Below are 17,558 nucleotides of genomic sequence, written 5' to 3' on the forward strand. Positions count from 1 at the left end.
CTTGCGATTGCCATGAACCGCATCGGTGCGAAATCGAACTCCGGTGAAGGTGGTGAATCGCGTGAACGTTTCCGTCCGCGTGCGAACGGTGACAATGCGCGTTCCTCGATCAAGCAGGTCGCATCGGGTCGTTTCGGTGTCACGGCCGAATACCTCAACAACTGCGAAGAAATCCAGATCAAGGTCGCCCAGGGTGCAAAACCGGGTGAAGGTGGTCAGCTGCCGGGCTTCAAGGTCACGGTCGAAATCGCCCAGCTGCGTCATGCAACGCCGGGTGTGACCCTGATTTCGCCGCCGCCGCACCATGACATCTACTCGATCGAAGATCTGGCACAGCTGATCTATGACCTCAAACAGATCAACCCGCGCTGCCGCGTCTGCGTCAAGCTGGTGTCGCGTTCGGGTGTCGGGACGATTGCCGCTGGTGTTGCCAAGGCAAAAGCCGACGTGATCCTGATTTCCGGTTATGACGGTGGTACGGGTGCAAGCCCGCAGACCTCGATCAAATATGCCGGCGTTCCATGGGAAATGGGCCTGTCGGAAGTTAACCAGGTGCTCACGCTCAACAACCTGCGTGACAAGGTCAAGCTGCGCGTTGACGGCGGCTTCAAAACCGGCCGCGACGTGGTGATCGGTGCCATGCTCGGTGCCGAGGAATTCGGTATCGGGACGGCGTCCCTGATCGCACTTGGCTGCATCATGGTCCGTCAGTGCCATTCGAACACCTGCCCGGTGGGTGTCTGTACCCAGGATCCGGCACTGCGTGCCAAGTTCGTCGGTACCGCAGACAAGCTGGTTAACCTGTTCACCTTCATGGCCGAGGAAGTCAAAGACGTTCTGGCCGAACTTGGCTATACCCGCCTCGAAGAGGTCATTGGCCGATCAGACCTGCTTCAGCAGGTTCACCGTGGTGCCAAGGACCTTGTTGACCTTGACCTTAACCCGCTTCTGGCACAGGCAGATGCTGGCGATCATGCACGCTTCTGCACCATCGAAGGCCGTAACGAAGTACCGGATACCCTTGATGCCCAGATGATCAAGGATGCCCGTCCGCTTCTGGAAGACGGCGAAAAGATGCAGCTTCAGTACAACATCCAGAACACCCAGCGTGCGATTGGGACCCGGATGTCGTCACTGATCACGCAGAAATACGGCATGACCGGCCTGAAACCGGGCCATCTCCATGTCCGTCTGCGGGGCTCGGCTGGTCAGTCGCTTGGTGCCTTTGCCGTGCAGGGGCTCAAGATCGAAGTCCAGGGCGACGCCAACGACTATGTCGGCAAGGGCCTTTCGGGCGGAACGATTGTTCTGCGTCCGCGCCCAAGCAGCTCGCTTAAGACCAACGAAAACACCATCATCGGCAACACCATTTTGTATGGTGCGACCGCCGGCAAGCTGTTTGCCGCTGGTCAGGCCGGTGAACGTTTCTGTGTGCGTAACTCCGGTGCGACCGTTGTGGTCGAAGGCTGTGGCTCGAACGGTTGTGAATACATGACCGGCGGCACGGCTGTCATCCTTGGCTCCGTTGGTGAAAACTTCGGTGCCGGCATGACCGGTGGCATGGCGTTCATCTATGACCGCGACAACACCTTTGCCGATGTCGTCAATGATGGCTCCATCCTGTATCAGCGCATTGAAACCCAGCATTGGGACGAACATTGCCGTTCTCTGATCGAAGAGCATGTGGCCGAAACCGAAAGTGGTTTTGCGCGCACCATCCTCGATAACTGGGACCGTGAACGCGGCAACTTCTGGCAGATTGTGCCAAAGGAAATCGTCGACAAGCTGGAACACCCCATTCGCTCCGAGAGCGAAAACCAGGCAACTGCGTGATCCCTCACGCTTTTGCGCAAGCTCCCTTGTCCAACACACCTGGACAAACGAACTCGCCCCGTACTTCGGTACGGGGCTTTTTTCTTTGTGGGCTAGCTTGCTGGGAGACGCAAAGTCACGCCAACACCTGCGCTCCCGCTGGGAACGTCACGACGCAACGATCTGCGATATTGCTGGTTAAAGCACGATGTTCAGGTAAGTCCCGCGCCGCGCATTATGGTCAATCTGATCGGTTGCGATCAGGTTGCGAAGGCGGGCAAGCTGGGATGCGATGAAACTGTCCGAGGACGGCTGATCGGAATTGGCGCCAACGCGACCCCGCGAAACCATACCACCTTGCGGACGCGCGCGCGCATCCTGAAGGCCTGTCTGGGAGGAGCCTGTGCCAATTCTGTTGGTGGTCATCTGATCGTCCACGATTGATGTTGGAATTACCCTAGCACGTGGTCAGACGTTTGTCATGATCGCGTGACGGGCCGTGTCAAAGCGCAATCCGTGGTCCAGACAGAAAGAAGGGTGGCCATACAAGACCACCCCGGAGGAAGCTAACGAGAGGGAAAAATCACGTTAGGATATTAACCTTGGTGCCACGATTGCCGCTGGTTTCAAGCGGCTGGTGTTCGGTGACGATCGAGCCGATCACCTTGGCAAGACCGGTTGCCTTATTGATCGCGCCTTCTGCGGCTGCGAAAGGCAAAGACGGGTCTGCACCACCTTTGGGCGTAATTGCATCATTCACGGCCTGTGCCGCTGAACCAAGTCCTGAACCTTGAACTGAGCCGATCATCCTGACCTCTTTATCTGTCCGGGTGGGCGATGCCCATCACTCTTTACCGGGTTCTTCAAATCTGTCTGAAGTTCACGGTATGGGCTTATTAGGTTGATATAAGTGATGGTTGTCACACTATCCAGTGCTGTCGCAATCCAGACCCCGCCAATTGCTTGGTTTGCAAGCATTTTAACTAATATAGGCGGGTAAGATTTTTTTAACCATTCGGCGAAAATTCCGTGATTTCGCGATGGTCAGGGTTGGGGACTCGACCTGTTGAGCAGCGATGTCAGTTCGACTGCGCCCGTTCGGATGCGAGTTTGAGCGCATCATGCACCGCTTTTTGCAGCTTGCCGGGGCGGAACGGCTTTTTGACAAACACGTAATTGCCCAAAAGATTATCCAGTTCCTTGCGCGATCGCGCCGGATAACCGGACATGAACACCACGCCATAGCGCGGGTTTTGGCGCAATGCCTCGATGATCAGTTGCGGGCCACTGCGACCGGGCAAGACGACGTCGGTCAGAATCACATCAAATGCCGCATCACCCGTGCTGGTTTGCAGGATCACCAGCGCTTCTTCGGTGCTTTTTGCGATCTCGGTGCGATAACCGGCATCATCCAGGATGATTTGGGCGGTGGTGCGCAGGGCCTGTTCATCATCGACAATCAGAACACGCTCGCCATTGCCGGGGAAGACGCCGATCTCGTCAACTTCGTCCTCGGGCTCTGCGCCGGGTTCCGAACGCGGCAGATAGATCGAGAACGTCGTGCCTTCGCCCTCGACACTTTCAATATTGATAAAGCCGTGGGCCTCTTCGACCCAGCTATGAACAATCGAAAGCCCAAGTCCGGTCCCCTTGCCCGGTTCCTTGGTCGAGAAGAAGGGCTCGAAAATATGGTCGATCACGTCCTCGGGAATCCCGGTGCCGGTATCCTGCACGGTGATGACAACAAACTGGCCTTCGAGTTCTGGCGGATAGATATCCTCGTCCTCATCGGCGTCGCGCTGTGCCAGCGGCGGAATATCGGCACTGCTGCATGAAATCTGAAGCGTACCGCCATCGGGCATCGCATCGCGCGCATTGATCGCAAGGTTAAGGATACAGGCCGACAATTGCGTCGGATCAACCCTGGTATGGAGGTCGGCCTCGTCGGCCCAGATTTGCAGATCAATCCGGTGCTCAAGCAAGGTCACCAGCAGTTTTTCCATCTCCGCAAAGATGCTTTCTACCCGGACATTCTTCGGCTGATCGATCCTGCGGCGCGAGAACATCAAAAGCTGATCGGCAACACCGGTCGCCCGCTCGCCAAGCGAGATGACGTGATCGATATATTCCTTGACCCGTTCAGGGTCATCAATCTTGGCACGCGCCACTTCGGCGAAACTCAGGATACCGGCAAGGCAATTGTTGAACTCATGGGCAACACCACCGGCCATCTGGCCAACCGCCTCAAGCTTTTGCGATGTGGCAAGCTGGCGCTGCAAGGCTTGTTGTTCCTCGGCGGCGCGATGCTGTTCGGTAATGTTGCTGCCCGTTCCGCGATAACCGTTGAAACTGCCATCCAGCGCAAAGACCGGAACGCCGTTGATCCGCCCGAACTGCTTTTCACCATCCCGTGATGTCCAGGAAAATTCGACGTTATAGAACGCGGTATGTTCATCAAGATGGCGTTGCAGATATTGCCACCCCTCCGGGTGTTCCGGATGCAGCCCAAGTTTGTCAAACGACTGCCCCTGCGGGGAGCCGTTGATTTCCTCGATCAGCTGATAAAACTTGTACGACGCAAAGGCGATTTTGAAATCGCTGCCCATCTCCCAGTACCAGTCGGCGGAAGACAGGGTAAAGTCGCGGAAACGCTCCTCGCTGTCGCGCAAGGCGTTCTGGGCGGCCTGATGTTGCTGTGTGCGGCGTTCCAGACTTTCGGCCATGGCATTGAGCCCACGCTCGAGAATGCCGATTTCGTCACGCCCCATCGGTGTCAGCCGTGAACTCAGCTTGCCGACCTGGATCTTGTTAACAAACTGTGCTGCCGTGATCAGGCGCTTAAGCACCGTGTGCTGGGTAAACAGGAAAATCAGTGCGGAGGTCAGCAACACACAAAGGATGGAGCCGATCACAAGCACCGATTGCATCTGGCGCTGGCTTTCTTCAAGGCCCTTGGTCGACACCTTGAGATAGACATACATGAAGGGCTGATTGGCATTCAGCGCAAAGATCGGCGTGATGCTGACCATGCTGGACCCGGTATCGTCATCGACCGTGAACAGGGTCGGCTCTCTCATGTCGGCGCGAAGCTGCTCGGTCGGGAAGTCGGGTAACGAGCTGATCGATGCACCGATCATCAACGGGTCGGTGGAATGATAAATGGTGCCGTCAAAACCGACAGCCAGCGCTTGCTGCAAATGCCGTCCAAGCAGAAGTTCCATCTGCTCGGCGTCGCTCAGAATAGAGACCTTGAGTTGTTCCTGCTGAATAAGCCGTCCGGGTGTGCTGATTTGTTCCGCAATCCTGCGGTCAATTTCGGCCCCGAAATAGTTCACATAATAACCGCCAAACAGACCAAAAAGGATGGTTTCCACGACAATGATCGCAAATGCGATCTTGAAAACCAGACTGCCGATCAGTCGGTCAAACAGCGTCCTCAAGTTAATTCTGCCCCCATTCAGAATGATGCGTGTTTGTCGTGGATTTTACTCGGGCTGAATAAAATACTGACTTGGATTGGTCGGTGCAGGTGTCGCATAACTCCAGGCGGCAGGCATGACCTTGGGAACGTTGTGGAAGTCCCGTGCCACCACGCCTTTTCTGTTTGGCGGTAATGCAATTCCCATAAGGTAAAACTGATTTGCACTGATGTCGAGAATATCGCGCATCAGTTGATTTTGTTTTTCCGCATTTGCTGTCGCTTTCAGCTGGTCATAAAGCGCAAGCTGATCGCGAACATCTTTGGGCGGGGTGATGGCATCGGGGCTTTCCGGGTTCAGGTACCAGTTGGCCCATCCGGTTGCATACCAGGACGATTCAGAAGACATCGGCAGGTAATTGATCGGGGTGAGCATCGCATCAAGACCGCCATCACCACCCCACGCACTGGCATTGTGTTCATTGCGTTCGCGCAAAGCGACAAATTCGTCACGCGCAAGGTTCCGGGCCCTGACATCAATGCCAAGTTCACGCCAATACCACATGACCGCATCGAGCATCTGAAAGCGTTCCGCACCCTCGGTATCAATCGTGAATGAAAGCGGCTTGCCATCCGGACGCAACAGGATGCCGTCATCATTGATGGTGGTCAGTCCCGCTTTCGCAATATAGCTCCGCGCCAGTTCGGCATTATATGCCATGAACTGTCGCGCCAGCACCGTGTGATATTGCGGGCTTTCCGGTCTTGGTGCCGCCTGATGGGGCAAGGCACCGGGAACAAAGCGATCAATGATGGTCTCGCGATCAATCGCATATGACAGGGCAACGCGAAAATCCTTGTTCTGGAAAATGTCGCGCAGCACCGGGTCCTTGTCATTGAGGTTAAGCGACAAGGTCAGGATATTCATATCGCTCTCAATCAGCGTGAAGGCCTGAAGGTCCTTGTTTTGGGCCAGAACTTCGTTGGCGCGCGTGCCGATATGGCGTTCTTGCATATTGACCTTGCCGGCAATTGCCGCATCCCCAGCCGCACTTTTTGACGGCACCAGTGTCATGGAAACCGTGTCGATATAGGGAAGTTGACGGCCGGTCGGATCAATTTTCCAGTAATAGGGATTGCGCTTGGCGATCAGTGGATCGTCCTTGCCATATACCCCGGTAAGCACCCAGGCATTCAGGGTCGGCACATCGGGATTGTTCCAGCGCGTCGGGTCATCAATCGTACCGGGCTGCCCAAATACGTCGATAAAACGCTCTTTCCAGCCGGCATAACCCATCTTCTGGGCGTCGGCATTGGCATTGGCATTATATTTCGGCAAAAGCGGCTTCAGAAAATGCGCCGGATAGCTTACCGGCTCAACACCTTCGGGGCGGGCAAGGGCGGTCGGGAAAAGGCCGTATGGCTTGCTGAAACGAAACGCAACGGTATAGGGATCGATCTCGTCGACTTGCACGGTATTGCCACCTGATGTCAACCATTCCGGCACGGCATCGGCAAAGGCCGGATTGTTCAGGATATCTTCGTACCAGAAAACGATGTCATCGGCGGTAAACGGGGTACCATCCGACCACCGCATGCCTTGTCGCAGACGGAAAAAGAACTCGGTTGCATCGCTGCTGGGCTGGAATGACAGGGCGACATTGGGGATGGTCGAAGACCATTGCGGGGTCCAGCGCAGAAGGGGCTCATATCCAATCGTCCTGATCAGCAGGGCATGGTCACGGCTGTTCCGCTGCGCCATTTTCCAGGTGCCGCCATAGGTGCCGACCCGTTCATTGGGGGTGACAATCATCGGTGCGGTCGGCAAGCGATCCTTGACCGGCGGCAGATTTCCGTCCTCAACCAGTTTGGCAAGCTCGGGGGCTTCACCAAATTCAACGGCATGCGTTTTGGCAACGCCAGTCAGCATTGTGGTCAACGCAACAATCAGGATAAGAGTATGGTGCCTCACAAAAACCTGGCCCCCCTTTTGGATTTGTGTGCTCTGGTCTAAAGTATTGCCACAACTACCCTAAAGTGGTGGTATGTTGATCCTCCCAAACTAGATAGAGTGATTGAGTTGTGGAAGTACAAAATTTGCAACCGCGTGTTTTTTTGTATCGATTCATTACGCGGTGAAATTGCTATATGTGAAATGCGTTTCGATTTTCAAACGCATTTTCATCGGTGATCAAATGATCAAACCGTCCGCTCGATTGGGAAAAATTCAGCGTCACCCACATCGCTTTCTTGTCATTTTAATTCGACCCTAGCATCCGAAACGCCCGGAAATCAAAGTTTCTTTTAAACTAATATAACGATCTGAAGTGGCTGAGACCGCCTTGCAAGATGTGATTGGATTTGCACTCTGTCGGGGCAGCCCAATATGATGACTGTGTCACAATGCGAACCGAAAGTTGTGCCAATGACGCAATCAGATAACAGCGATAAAGCAGGGAATGGACCGTCATTTTTACCCGGTCCAAAGCCCGCGGCACCGATCCCCCGTTACGAATCGGGTTCGGATTCGCGTTTGCGTGAAAGATTGCGCGCAACAACGGCGGGCGTCTCGTCTGTTTCCGGATCCGACGATGCGGACCGGTTCAATCTGGCCGGTATTGAGGGCATGATTGATCGCAAAAAGGCCAATGTCGCCGCCAGGATCGTCGATACCGACCCCGAACAGGCATTGCGCGTGATCCGCAACTGGCTGCTGGGCAACTAGTTTCCAGCACACATCCAGCCGGCCCAACATCCCATGCCATCCCTTCGGCTGTTTGACGCCGTTTGTCGATAATGCTTTGGATCTGCACGGGTATTTGTCATGGTTTTACATGATAAATATCTTTTGAAATATCGGGGGCAGGGGTTTGACGGATTTTAGTAAACTGATCACGGCGCAGTTCTGCGTTTTTGATCCCGACTATGTCGCGCAGCAAAAAACATATGCCGCAAAGCTGGCCCCGCTTCAGGATAAACTGATCGCCGCCCAGCAAACCGGCAACAGCATGGCGGCCTCCGATCAACAGATGATCGAATGCAAATGGCTGCTGCAATATACCGCCGACTGGAAAACGCTGGATCAGAAGCTGGGTGGCTTTGCCAGTTCGCTGAACAATCCCGATCAGGCCTGGGCCGAAAAACAGGTCGCAAGCGACGGCTCCTGGGGCCCCTGTTACGATCAATGGTTCCTCAAAGTCGATGCGATGATTGATGCGGTCAATACGCTGGCCGATGAAGGCAAGGCGCCTGAATACCCGTTTGCCTTTCTGGAACCGATTTCAACACCCGCCAAAATGACGGCTTGGCTTGATGGTCAAAAGACATCGCGGATTTTTGCCGATGGTCTGGATCGCCGCGATGCCCTTGGGGCGGTTACGGCAGCACTTTCACAGATGTGCTTTAAAAGCGAAATCCGCGATTATTTCAAAACCAACGTAAAGGGTTTTGATCTGACCGATGATTACATCTCGGCCTATAAGTCATGGCTTGATGACTGGCAGGATGGTGAAAGCGGTTATTGGGGCGGTTGGTTTGACACCACCGATCAGGGCGTTCTCAAAAGCTGCGATCTCAGCCTGACGTTCCACAATATCTCCTACCAGCATGGCAAGGTCGATCTGTGGACGCAGATTTTCAACACCACCCTTGCGATCCGCGACGATGCCTATCCGTTCGGCTGGAAGCACAATGGTGATTTCAACAATCACAATAATTATGACGTCACCAAGGTTTTCGATCTTGGCTGGGCCAAGGTTGATGGTGCGACACAAGATGCAGCATCCAAAGATATTGCCTTGGTGCTTGATTGGTGCCTGACCAAATCGATGACGCCCGATGGCGGCTTTATTGATGACCCGACCTTCTATAATTCGGTCGGGGCCGCCTATTACTACGGCGTCTCGTTCCTGGATCAGGCGGGATATTTCGCCACAACCGCGCCCTTCTGGACCGACAAGCCGTTCCCGAATGGGCCCGCCCTTTGCTGCAAGATCCAGAAAAAGATCAAATCCGAAGGCCTCGATGATGATGAAGCCAAGGCTGCGCTTGAAAAACTCGTCGATGCCTGCGGCAATTGTACGTGATCGGCAAAATCTTTGAATAATTTGATCTATGCATTGGCGAAAGAGGGATCACTGCACCCATATTAATAGCTAAGAACAACAACGTATAATGAGGTTTCGGATGACGGATCGAACAGACATTGATCTTGCGAAGTTGCGCACCCGGCTGGAGGAAAGACGCGCCGAGATTCTGGCACATTCAACCCACTCGGAAGATTATCGCAAGCCGGTCGAACTGGATCAGCAGGCGGTGGGTCGCTTATCAAGGATGGATGCCCTGCAAAATCAGGAAATGCATCTTGAACAGGAACGCCGCCGCGTGGTCGAGCTGGAGCAGATCGAAAAAACCCTCAAGCGCATGGATGACGACCAATACGGTCATTGCCACAATTGCGGCGAACCGATTGCTGCCAAGCGTCTCGAATTCGATCCGACCACACCGCTTTGCGTCGATTGCGCTGATCATGTGAGCCATGTCTGATCGTTGCGCGTAAAGGGAATATCGCAAACGCTGCGTGCGGGTGTTTCTGTGCGCAGCGTTTTCTTTAAAGCCAGGAGAAACGGTTTGCCGGCTTTCGGGCAACGCAATGATCAGATCGGAAAAGGCCGCGTCTTGTGCGCGCTTTTGATCATTCTGGCTGCGCTGCTGTTTCTTCCCAATTTGGCCCGTGCTCAAGGCACCTGTGCACCGATCAGCGCCCCCGAAGCCTTCCTTGAATTCAATCACATGGACCCGATGCTTGATCGGCACCGCTCGGTGCGCTGGCTTAACAGCCGTGCTGGCGGCAGTCCGCGTTTTCTGGTAACCGGCCTTACCGAATATGAAGTTCAGGCGTCGATCGATATGCGTTTTGAACCGCGCCAAGTTGGCTTTGGCCGTTATTGCCTTGATCCGGTGCGGGTCAATCCCAAGGTCGATGTGGTCAAACATCTGGTCTATATCGCGTCCGAGCTTGAACGCGGCACTTGTGAATATGATGTGGTTTATGCCCACGAAGGCGAACATGTGAAGATCAATCAGGGCATGGAGGCCGACATTCGTGCCGCCCTAGATGATCTGGTCAATGATGTCGTCAGACAGGTTGGTGCCATGTTCCCGATGCCCGCGGACAACGCACAACGCGCCATGCGGCGGCTGATTTCGGAATATGGCCGGGATTTCAAAAGACGGCTGAACGATATTCGCAGGCGGAGTGCGGAAAAACACAAACGGATCGATACGCCGCAGGAATATGAAAAGCTGTCACTGGCCTGTGGCCCGAACTCGGCCTTTCAGACCGTCTTGCAGGATGCCGCAAGATAGGATTTGTAGGGGATCAGTCGGCGTAATTGCCCTCATCCGCGGCGTCCATTCCCGCAACTTCGCGTAAGCCCACAAGATCAAGCTTGAAGACGTTGCGTGACTTGAATTCCAGCAGGTCATGACGTCTGAAATCGGCGATGATCCGGCTGGCCGTTTCGGTGGTAATGCCAAGCATCGCACCAATATCTTCGCGCCCCGGAACGGTACAGGTTTCGGTGACATCATCATGCAAAAACAGGCAAAGCCGGGCGACCCGTTCGCGTGCCGTACCAGTCGACATCTGGGTCAGCCAGTTATCGGATTCCATCACCGCCTGATGCCAGCGATTAAGCACCTGCTTGTGCAAGCGCGGGCTTTCATTATCAAGCCTTTCAATCACCGCAATCGGAATGCGGCACAGCTTGCTGTCCTGAAGGGCCTCGGCATGATGGGTGAAACACTCGCTGACCAGCGACTCAAGCCCGATGGTGCCGCCGGGTTTGACAAGGCGCACCACCCGCTGATTGCCATCTGGCAGGTAATGGACAAGTTTGATCAGGCCAGAGCGGAGGGTATAGATCGATTGCGCCTGATCACCGGCATTATAAAGCGTATTGCGTTTGGGCAGGGTGATGTCTTCAACCGGCATATGGACAAGTTTGAAATCCTCGTCCGTCAGGTTGTTGAACAGGGCAAATTTCCGCACACCGCATTCGCGGCACCGCGCAAGTTCGGGTCGGAATGTGTAGCTTGCTGTATGGTTCACGCTCTCTACCCATGACGTCGGGCTGATCTGGGTGGTCGATCAAACCCGGATACGGCCGGAATTGAAAAGTTTAATCAATCCAATCCTGAACCTAATGTACCGTACCAGAATGTGAAATCAAAGCAAAGTCATGCTGGTCGGCGCACAACTGTGATCCAGATCGTGATTTCAGCTATTGGAATCAAGGGTGACCAGACCCTTTTCAATGGCATAGCGCACCAGACCGGCCGAACTGTCGATACCAAGTTTGCGCTTGATGTTGCGGCGGTGGGTTTCAACGGTGCGGACACTGATATCCAGTTCACGGGCAACATGCTTGTTGCTCGCCCCCTTGGCCAACAGGCGCAAGACCGTGCGTTCGCGCGATGTCAACGGCACGCCGTCATTGTTGCTGTCTTCGCCGTCACTGATGCGATCGAATGTGGAACTATACGCCTCACCGCCATTGGCGATGGTTTCAATCGCACGCACCATGTCATTGGATGATACGTCTTTCAGGATAAAGCCCTTTGCACCCGCCTGCTGGGCGGTGCGCAGATATTCCGGGTTTTCATGCATCGACAGGATGACAACCTTGGTATCGGGCAGGGTTTCCCGGAACTTTTCGGCCGCTTCCAATCCGTTCATCACCGGCATCGAAATGTCCATCAGGACAATATCAGGATGCAGGTCACCGGCCATGGTCAATGCCTCGGCCCCGTTGCCGGCCTCGCCGACGATATTGATATGCTCAAAGCACTCCAGTCGCGACCGGATGCCATCCATGACAAGCGCGTGATCGTCGCAAAGCAAAATCCGCAATGGCCGATGGGTGGAATAAACTTCGTTGGCAATGGTGGCATTGGTCATGGATCAAACGAGTTCCTGTCGCGTGACTGTCGGGTTGTGCGTCATCAGATTAACCGCTGATAGCGTCATGGGGTAGGGCATTCTGGCTGTTGGCGGGAATAAATGCAGTGATTTTTGTCCCGTCGTCCGGTTCGGAGCGCACCGAAAGCCCCCCACCATGGAATTCCATGCGTTCGCGCATGTTGCGCAGACCAATGCCCGCCCGCGGATCGCGGTTGCGGATATATCGGTTGGTTTCAAACCCGACCCCGTTATCGGCAATGCGCATGATGATGCTGCTGCCTTCGCGTTTGATCGATATTTTCACTACCGTCGCATCGGCATGGCGTTCGATATTGGTCAGCGTCTCCTGCAACACACGATACAGCGTTGTTTTCTTGTCGATATCAAGCTGCCCGTCGACATTGTCGCATTTCACCTCGATCAGGATGCCGGACCGGTCCTGAAGTTCAGCACACATGCTTTCAATCGCGGGTTTCAGGCCAAGGTCATCAAGCACGGCTGGGCGCAAATCACGCGAAATCCGCCGCACTTCATGGATGGCATCCTGCAATCGATTGGCGGCCTTTTCCATGGGTTCGATCGCGTTGTCGCGTTTCTGGGTGATGCGTGCAATCGCGGTTTCGACCGCATATTTGACCGAAACCAATATCTGACTGATTCCGTCATGCAGTTCGCGCGACACGCGCAGGCGTTCCTGCTCCTGCACATCAACCACCCTATGTGTCAGTTCCTTAAGCTTTGAGTCGGCAAGTTTGCGTTCGGACAATGTGACCACCGTTCCCGATATGCCCACCAGCAACACCGCAAGGATCGTCACCCCGATGATCGACATGGTGGTTTCGCGGATATGGGTGGATACCTCGGCCTCGATCTCGGTGACCTGCTCGGCGATATCGTCGATATAAATGCCCGTGCCGATCATCCAGTCCCATTTATCCAGCATCAGGGAATAGGTGATCTTTTCGGTCGGCTCCCCGGTCGATGGCTTTTCCCAGACGTGGCGCATGAAATCGCCACCCTTTTCCGCATTGAAAATAAGACCCTGAATGACTGTGTTGCCATTGATATCGCGCAGGTTCCAATAGGTCCGGCCAAGGCGCCAGGGTTGCGGCGGATCGACAAGGGCGGTGCCATCGCGGTCATAGATAAAGAAGTATCCATCCTCGCCATAAGACAGATCTTCGATGATCGCTTTCACACGTTCTTTTGACACCGCATCCAGCGGACTTGCCACCGAATAGATGTGATCGATCGATTTCATCGCCAGTTCAAGGTAGCTTTTCAGCTCGTCCTTTCTGGCCTGAAGGATGTTGCGTTCAAAGGTCCTGATCTCCGCCTCGGCCAGTCGTTCGGCCTGGGCAAACACCAGCCAGGAGATCGCAGACGCCGCCAGAACCAGCGGCAGGATCGAGAGCAGCAAAAACTTTAGTCGAAGATTGAGCTTCGGCATGGGCGTAACCGTTTCGGGAATTTCCGTTTTTCAGATCGCGGACAATAGCATATCCGCGCCAAAAGTCGCTGAAAGATCGCGGTTTTCCCATCGCCCTGATTGAGAAAGCTTGGGCGACCTGTTCCGCATGGTGAAAAGAAACTGGTCGGGATTTCCAATAATTGGTAATACCAATTTACGAGATCATGCTTTGACAGGGAGAGGGCAATGCGGATATACCAGAACCGTCGCCTGCCCACCGGGCGCCAAAAGCTCTGGATGCATTGCACAAGATCTCAGCGTGCTGGCATCCCGTATCGCCACAATGGATATGGCGTTGCAGGCATCCCGCACCGCAACGCATTCCGGGACCATATCGTGGCGTTTCACTTGGTTTTGGCAGGCGCGCACAGGCACGTTCCTGCCAGGAAATTGTGGTAGGAGCCCGGTGTCCATGACGCGTTCAGCACCAAAGCGTATCCGTAAACTTCTGGTCGCCAACCGTGGCGAGATTGCGATTCGTGTTCTGCGAGCCGCCAACGAACTTGGCATTCGCACAGTTGCGATCTTCTCTGACGAGGACCGCTTCGCCCTTCACCGTTTCAAGGCGGATGAAAGCTACACGGTGGGGAAGGGCAACAAGCCCATTCGCGCCTATCTTGATATCGAAGACATCCTGCGTGTTGCACGCGATGCCGATGTCGATGCGATCCATCCCGGTTATGGCTTCCTGTCGGAAAATCCCGAATTCGCCGATGCCTGTGCCGAGGCCGGCATTCAGTTTATCGGCCCGGATTCAGAAGTCATGCGCACCCTTGGCAACAAGGTTTCTGCGCGTAATCTGGCCGAAAGTGCCGGTGTGCCGGTTATGCCCGCCTCAAGCGCGCTTCCCGAAGACATGGCCGAGGTCACCCGCATCGCCGAGAAAATCGGCTATCCCCTGATGCTCAAAGCCAGCTGGGGCGGCGGTGGCCGAGGCATGCGTGTCATTGAAAATGGCAAGGATTTGTCTGGTCAGGTGCTGGCAGCACGGCGCGAAGCCGAGGCCGCCTTTGGCAATGGCGAGGTTTACTTTGAAAAACTGATCCGCCGTGCGCGCCATGTCGAGGTCCAGCTGCTTGGCGATAATCACGGCACGCTTGTGCATCTTTATGAACGTGACTGTTCGGTTCAGCGCCGCAACCAGAAGGTGGTTGAACGCGCCCCGGCCCCGTATCTCGATGATGACCAGCGTGCCGAGATTTGTGACGCGGCGATCCGCCTTGGCAAGGCGGCTAATTACGTCAATGCCGGCACGGTCGAGTTCCTCATGGATGTCGACACATCCAAGTTCTACTTCATCGAGGTCAACCCGCGCATTCAGGTCGAACACACCGTCACCGAATGTGTCACCGGCTTTGATCTGGTCAAGGCACAGATCCTGATCGCCCAGGGTGGGCGCATCGGTTTCCCGTCCGAAACCGGCATCCCCTGGCAGGACAAGATCAAGCTGCGCGACCATGCGCTTCAGTGCCGCATCACCACCGAAAACCCGGAAAACAACTTTGTTCCCGATTACGGGATCATCAAGGTGTATCGCGGGGCCAACGGGTTTGGCATTCGTCTTGATGGCGGCACGGCCTATTCCGGTGCAGTGATCACGCCGTTTTATGACAGCATGCTGGAAAAGGTCACCGCATGGGGCAGCACCCCGCGCGAAGCCGTGGACCGCATGGACCGCGCACTTCGCGAATTCCGTATTCGCGGTGTTGCGACCAACCTGGCCTTCCTTGAAAACCTGATCAATCACCCGAAATTCCGCGCCGGCGAGTATACAACCCGCTTCATTGATGAAACGCCCGACCTGTTCAAGTTCGTACGCCGGCGCGACCGTGCCACCCGCCTGCTGCGCTTCATCGGCGAGGTTGCGGTTAATGGCAACCCCGAAGTCGAAGGCCGCGTGGTACCGACCAATCTGCATGACCCGGTGATGCCAAAATCAATCGATCTTGGCGAAATCCGCCCGGGGACCAAGCAAAAGCTTGATCAGTTGGGGCCCGAAGGTTTCTCGCGCTGGATGAAGGATCAGGAACGCGTCCTGATGACCGACACCACCATGCGTGATGCCCACCAATCGCTTCTGGCCACCCGCATGCGCACCTATGACATGCTCGAAATCGCACCTTATTACGCGCATGGTTTGCCGGAACTGTTTTCAATCGAATGCTGGGGCGGGGCGACGTTTGACGTTGCCATGCGCTTCCTGAAAGAAGACCCGTGGGATCGTCTGGTCAAGCTGCGCGAACGTGTGCCAAATATCTTAACCCAGATGCTTTTGCGGGCATCCAACGCGGTTGGCTATACCAACTATCCCGATAACGCGGTCGATTACTTCGTCAAGCAGGCGGCTGAACACGGCATGGATGTCTTCCGGGTGTTTGACAGCCTCAACTGGGTTGAAAACATGAAGGTCGCGATGGAATCGGTTCTTAAGACCGATAAACTCTGCGAAGCGACCATCTGTTACACCGGCGATATCTATGACAAGGACCGCCCGAAATATAACCTTGATTACTATGTGAATATGGCCCGCGAACTTGAATCTGCCGGTGCCCATATTCTCGGTCTCAAGGATATGGCGGGTGTGCTGCGTCCGGCCGCTGCGCGTGAGCTGATCACAGCACTCAAGGACACGGTCAATATCCCGATCCACTTCCATACACACGACACCAGCGGCATCTCGGCCGCCACCGTGATTGCCGCGATTGATGCCGGTGTTGATGCGGTCGATGCGGCAATGGATTCGATGTCGGGCCTGACGTCCCAGCCTAACCTGGGATCGATTGCGAACAACTATATCGGCCAGCCGCGCGATCCGGGGCTTAAGACCGAGGCGCTCAAGGAAATCTCGACCTATTGGGAACAGATCCGTCGTTATTACGCTGGTTTCGAAAGCGATATCCGAAGCGGCACCTCGGACGTCTATGTCCATGAAATGCCGGGCGGCCAGTACACCAACCTGCGCCAACAGGCCCGTGCACTCGGGATCGAGGATCGCTGGCCCGAAGTGTCCAAGGCCTATGCTGCGGTCAACAAGATGTTTGGCGATGTCGTCAAGGTGACGCCAAGCTCCAAGGTTGTCGGCGATATGGCGCTCATGATGGTGACGTCCGGTTTGTCTGAGGAAGACGTTCTTGATCCTAAAAAGGACATTACCTTCCCCGACAGCGTCATTTCCTTCTTCCGCGGTGAAATCGGTCAGCCGGTCGGTGGCTTCCCGCCCGCCCTGCAGCGCAAGGTGCTTAAGGGGGCCGAGGCCCTGACAGATCGTCCGGGCAAATCATTGCCGCCGATTGATTTCGAAGCGACCCGCAAGGAAATCGAAAAGAAAACTCATCGCAGCAATATCTCTGACGCCGAGGTTGCATCTTATGTGATGTATCCCAAGGTGTTCCTTGATTACGCCGAACACCGCAGCCACAACGCCGATGTTTCGGTTCTGCCAACCCCGGTCTTCTTCTATGGGATGAACCAGAACGATGAAATCTCGGTCGATCTTGAAAAGGGCAAAACCCTTGTCATCCGCTATCTGACCACGTCCGAGGCCGGTGACGAGGAGGGCAACCGCACCGTGTTCTTTGAACTCAACGGTCAGCCCCGCACCGTCAAGGTCGCCGACAAGACGCTGGCTGGCACGGGCAAGACAAAACCAAAGGCCGAAGATGGCAACAAGCTGCATGTCGCAGCCCCGATGCCGGGTCTGGTGGTCGAAGTCCACGTGTCCGAAGGCCAGAAGATCAAGTCGGGTGATGTGATGTGCTCGCTCGAAGCCATGAAAATGGAAACCGCGGTTCACGCCGAAAAGGATGGAACCGTGGCCAAAATCCACGCCCCGGCCGGGACACAGGTCGAAGCCAAGGACCTGCTGGTCGAATTAACGGAGTAACCCACCGATG

13 protein-coding genes are annotated in these 17,558 nt (G+C 55.1%); 6 read left to right on the plus strand and 7 right to left on the minus strand.

Features of this window, described 5'->3' with window-relative positions:
• A partial coding sequence (locus B2T33_RS18520; RefSeq protein WP_286792845.1) for a glutamate synthase-related protein occupies window positions 1-1,833 on the plus strand: 1,833 nt, incomplete at its 5' end.
• A 177-nt stretch (window positions 1,834-2,010) separates the two neighbouring features.
• Here the strand turns inward: B2T33_RS18520 and B2T33_RS18525 are convergent.
• The 4 genes from B2T33_RS18525 to B2T33_RS18540 form a co-directional block, all read right to left on the minus strand.
• A complete protein-coding gene (locus tag B2T33_RS18525) occupies window positions 2,011-2,238 on the minus strand; it encodes a hypothetical protein (RefSeq protein ID WP_008888353.1) in 228 nt (75 codons plus the stop codon).
• Window positions 2,239-2,395: 157 nt separating this feature from the next.
• Window positions 2,396-2,620: a hypothetical protein gene (locus B2T33_RS18530; RefSeq protein ID WP_062956730.1), complete on the minus strand. Its 225-nt coding sequence runs from the start codon at window positions 2,618-2,620 to the stop codon at window positions 2,396-2,398.
• Window positions 2,621-2,891: 271 nt separating this feature from the next.
• Window positions 2,892-5,252, minus strand: coding sequence for an ATP-binding protein (locus B2T33_RS18535; protein ID WP_286792846.1), 2,361 nt, complete (start codon window positions 5,250-5,252; stop codon window positions 2,892-2,894).
• A gap of 45 nt (window positions 5,253-5,297) precedes the next feature.
• A complete protein-coding gene (locus B2T33_RS18540; protein ID WP_286792940.1) occupies window positions 5,298-7,160 on the minus strand; it encodes an ABC transporter substrate-binding protein in 1,863 nt (620 codons plus the stop codon).
• A gap of 603 nt (window positions 7,161-7,763) precedes the next feature.
• Between B2T33_RS18540 and B2T33_RS18545 the strand changes: the two genes are divergently transcribed.
• From B2T33_RS18545 to B2T33_RS18560, 4 genes are all read left to right on the plus strand, one after another.
• Complete coding sequence (locus B2T33_RS18545) at window positions 7,764-7,955, plus strand: hypothetical protein (protein WP_286792847.1); 192 nt, start codon at window positions 7,764-7,766, stop codon at window positions 7,953-7,955.
• A 145-nt stretch (window positions 7,956-8,100) separates the two neighbouring features.
• Complete coding sequence (locus tag B2T33_RS18550; RefSeq protein WP_286792848.1) at window positions 8,101-9,315, plus strand: hypothetical protein; 1,215 nt, start codon at window positions 8,101-8,103, stop codon at window positions 9,313-9,315.
• 100 nt (window positions 9,316-9,415) lie between these two features.
• Window positions 9,416-9,775 (plus strand): TraR/DksA family transcriptional regulator, encoded by a 360-nt coding sequence (locus B2T33_RS18555; protein WP_064779891.1) that lies wholly within the window; start codon window positions 9,416-9,418, stop codon window positions 9,773-9,775.
• Window positions 9,776-9,859: 84 nt separating this feature from the next.
• On the plus strand, window positions 9,860-10,597 hold the full coding sequence (locus B2T33_RS18560; protein ID WP_286792849.1) for a hypothetical protein: 738 nt from the start codon (window positions 9,860-9,862) through the stop codon (window positions 10,595-10,597).
• A 13-nt stretch (window positions 10,598-10,610) separates the two neighbouring features.
• On the opposite strand, the gene B2T33_RS18565 is transcribed toward B2T33_RS18560, so the two are convergent.
• The 3 genes from B2T33_RS18565 to B2T33_RS18575 all read right to left on the minus strand — a co-directional run bounded on the left by B2T33_RS18565 (window position 10,611) and on the right by B2T33_RS18575 (window position 13,644).
• Window positions 10,611-11,342 (minus strand): Crp/Fnr family transcriptional regulator, encoded by a 732-nt coding sequence (locus tag B2T33_RS18565; RefSeq protein ID WP_286792850.1) that lies wholly within the window; start codon window positions 11,340-11,342, stop codon window positions 10,611-10,613.
• 168 nt (window positions 11,343-11,510) lie between these two features.
• On the minus strand, window positions 11,511-12,191 hold the full coding sequence (locus B2T33_RS18570; RefSeq protein ID WP_286792851.1) for a response regulator transcription factor: 681 nt from the start codon (window positions 12,189-12,191) through the stop codon (window positions 11,511-11,513).
• A gap of 49 nt (window positions 12,192-12,240) precedes the next feature.
• Complete coding sequence (locus B2T33_RS18575) at window positions 12,241-13,644, minus strand: cache domain-containing protein (protein WP_008888343.1); 1,404 nt, start codon at window positions 13,642-13,644, stop codon at window positions 12,241-12,243.
• Between the two features lie 433 nt (window positions 13,645-14,077).
• Between B2T33_RS18575 and pyc the strand changes: the two genes are divergently transcribed.
• Window positions 14,078-17,548: a pyruvate carboxylase gene (gene pyc, locus B2T33_RS18580; RefSeq protein WP_286792852.1), complete on the plus strand. Its 3,471-nt coding sequence runs from the start codon at window positions 14,078-14,080 to the stop codon at window positions 17,546-17,548.
• Window positions 17,549-17,558 lie beyond the last annotated feature (10 nt).

It is taken from the genome of Thalassospira sp. UBA4513 (genome assembly GCF_002388495.1).
In the GTDB taxonomy this organism is placed as follows: Bacteria; Pseudomonadota; Alphaproteobacteria; order Rhodospirillales; family Thalassospiraceae; genus Thalassospira; species Thalassospira tepidiphila.

Excerpts from the sequence above, each read along its gene's own strand:
- B2T33_RS18525 (WP_008888353.1), bottom strand. The coding sequence starts at position 2,238 with ATGACCACCAACAGAATTGGCACAGGCTCCTCCCAGACAGGCCTTCAG.
- B2T33_RS18530 (WP_062956730.1), bottom strand. The coding sequence starts at position 2,620 with ATGATCGGCTCAGTTCAAGGTTCAGGACTTGGTTCAGCGGCACAGGCC.
- B2T33_RS18540 (WP_286792940.1), bottom strand. The coding sequence starts at position 7,160 with ATGCTGACTGGCGTTGCCAAAACGCATGCCGTTGAATTTGGTGAAGCC.
- B2T33_RS18555 (WP_064779891.1), top strand. The coding sequence starts at position 9,416 with ATGACGGATCGAACAGACATTGATCTTGCGAAGTTGCGCACCCGGCTG.
- B2T33_RS18570 (WP_286792851.1), bottom strand. The coding sequence starts at position 12,191 with ATGACCAATGCCACCATTGCCAACGAAGTTTATTCCACCCATCGGCCA.
- B2T33_RS18575 (WP_008888343.1), bottom strand. The coding sequence starts at position 13,644 with ATGCCGAAGCTCAATCTTCGACTAAAGTTTTTGCTGCTCTCGATCCTG.
- pyc (WP_286792852.1), top strand. The coding sequence starts at position 14,078 with ATGACGCGTTCAGCACCAAAGCGTATCCGTAAACTTCTGGTCGCCAAC.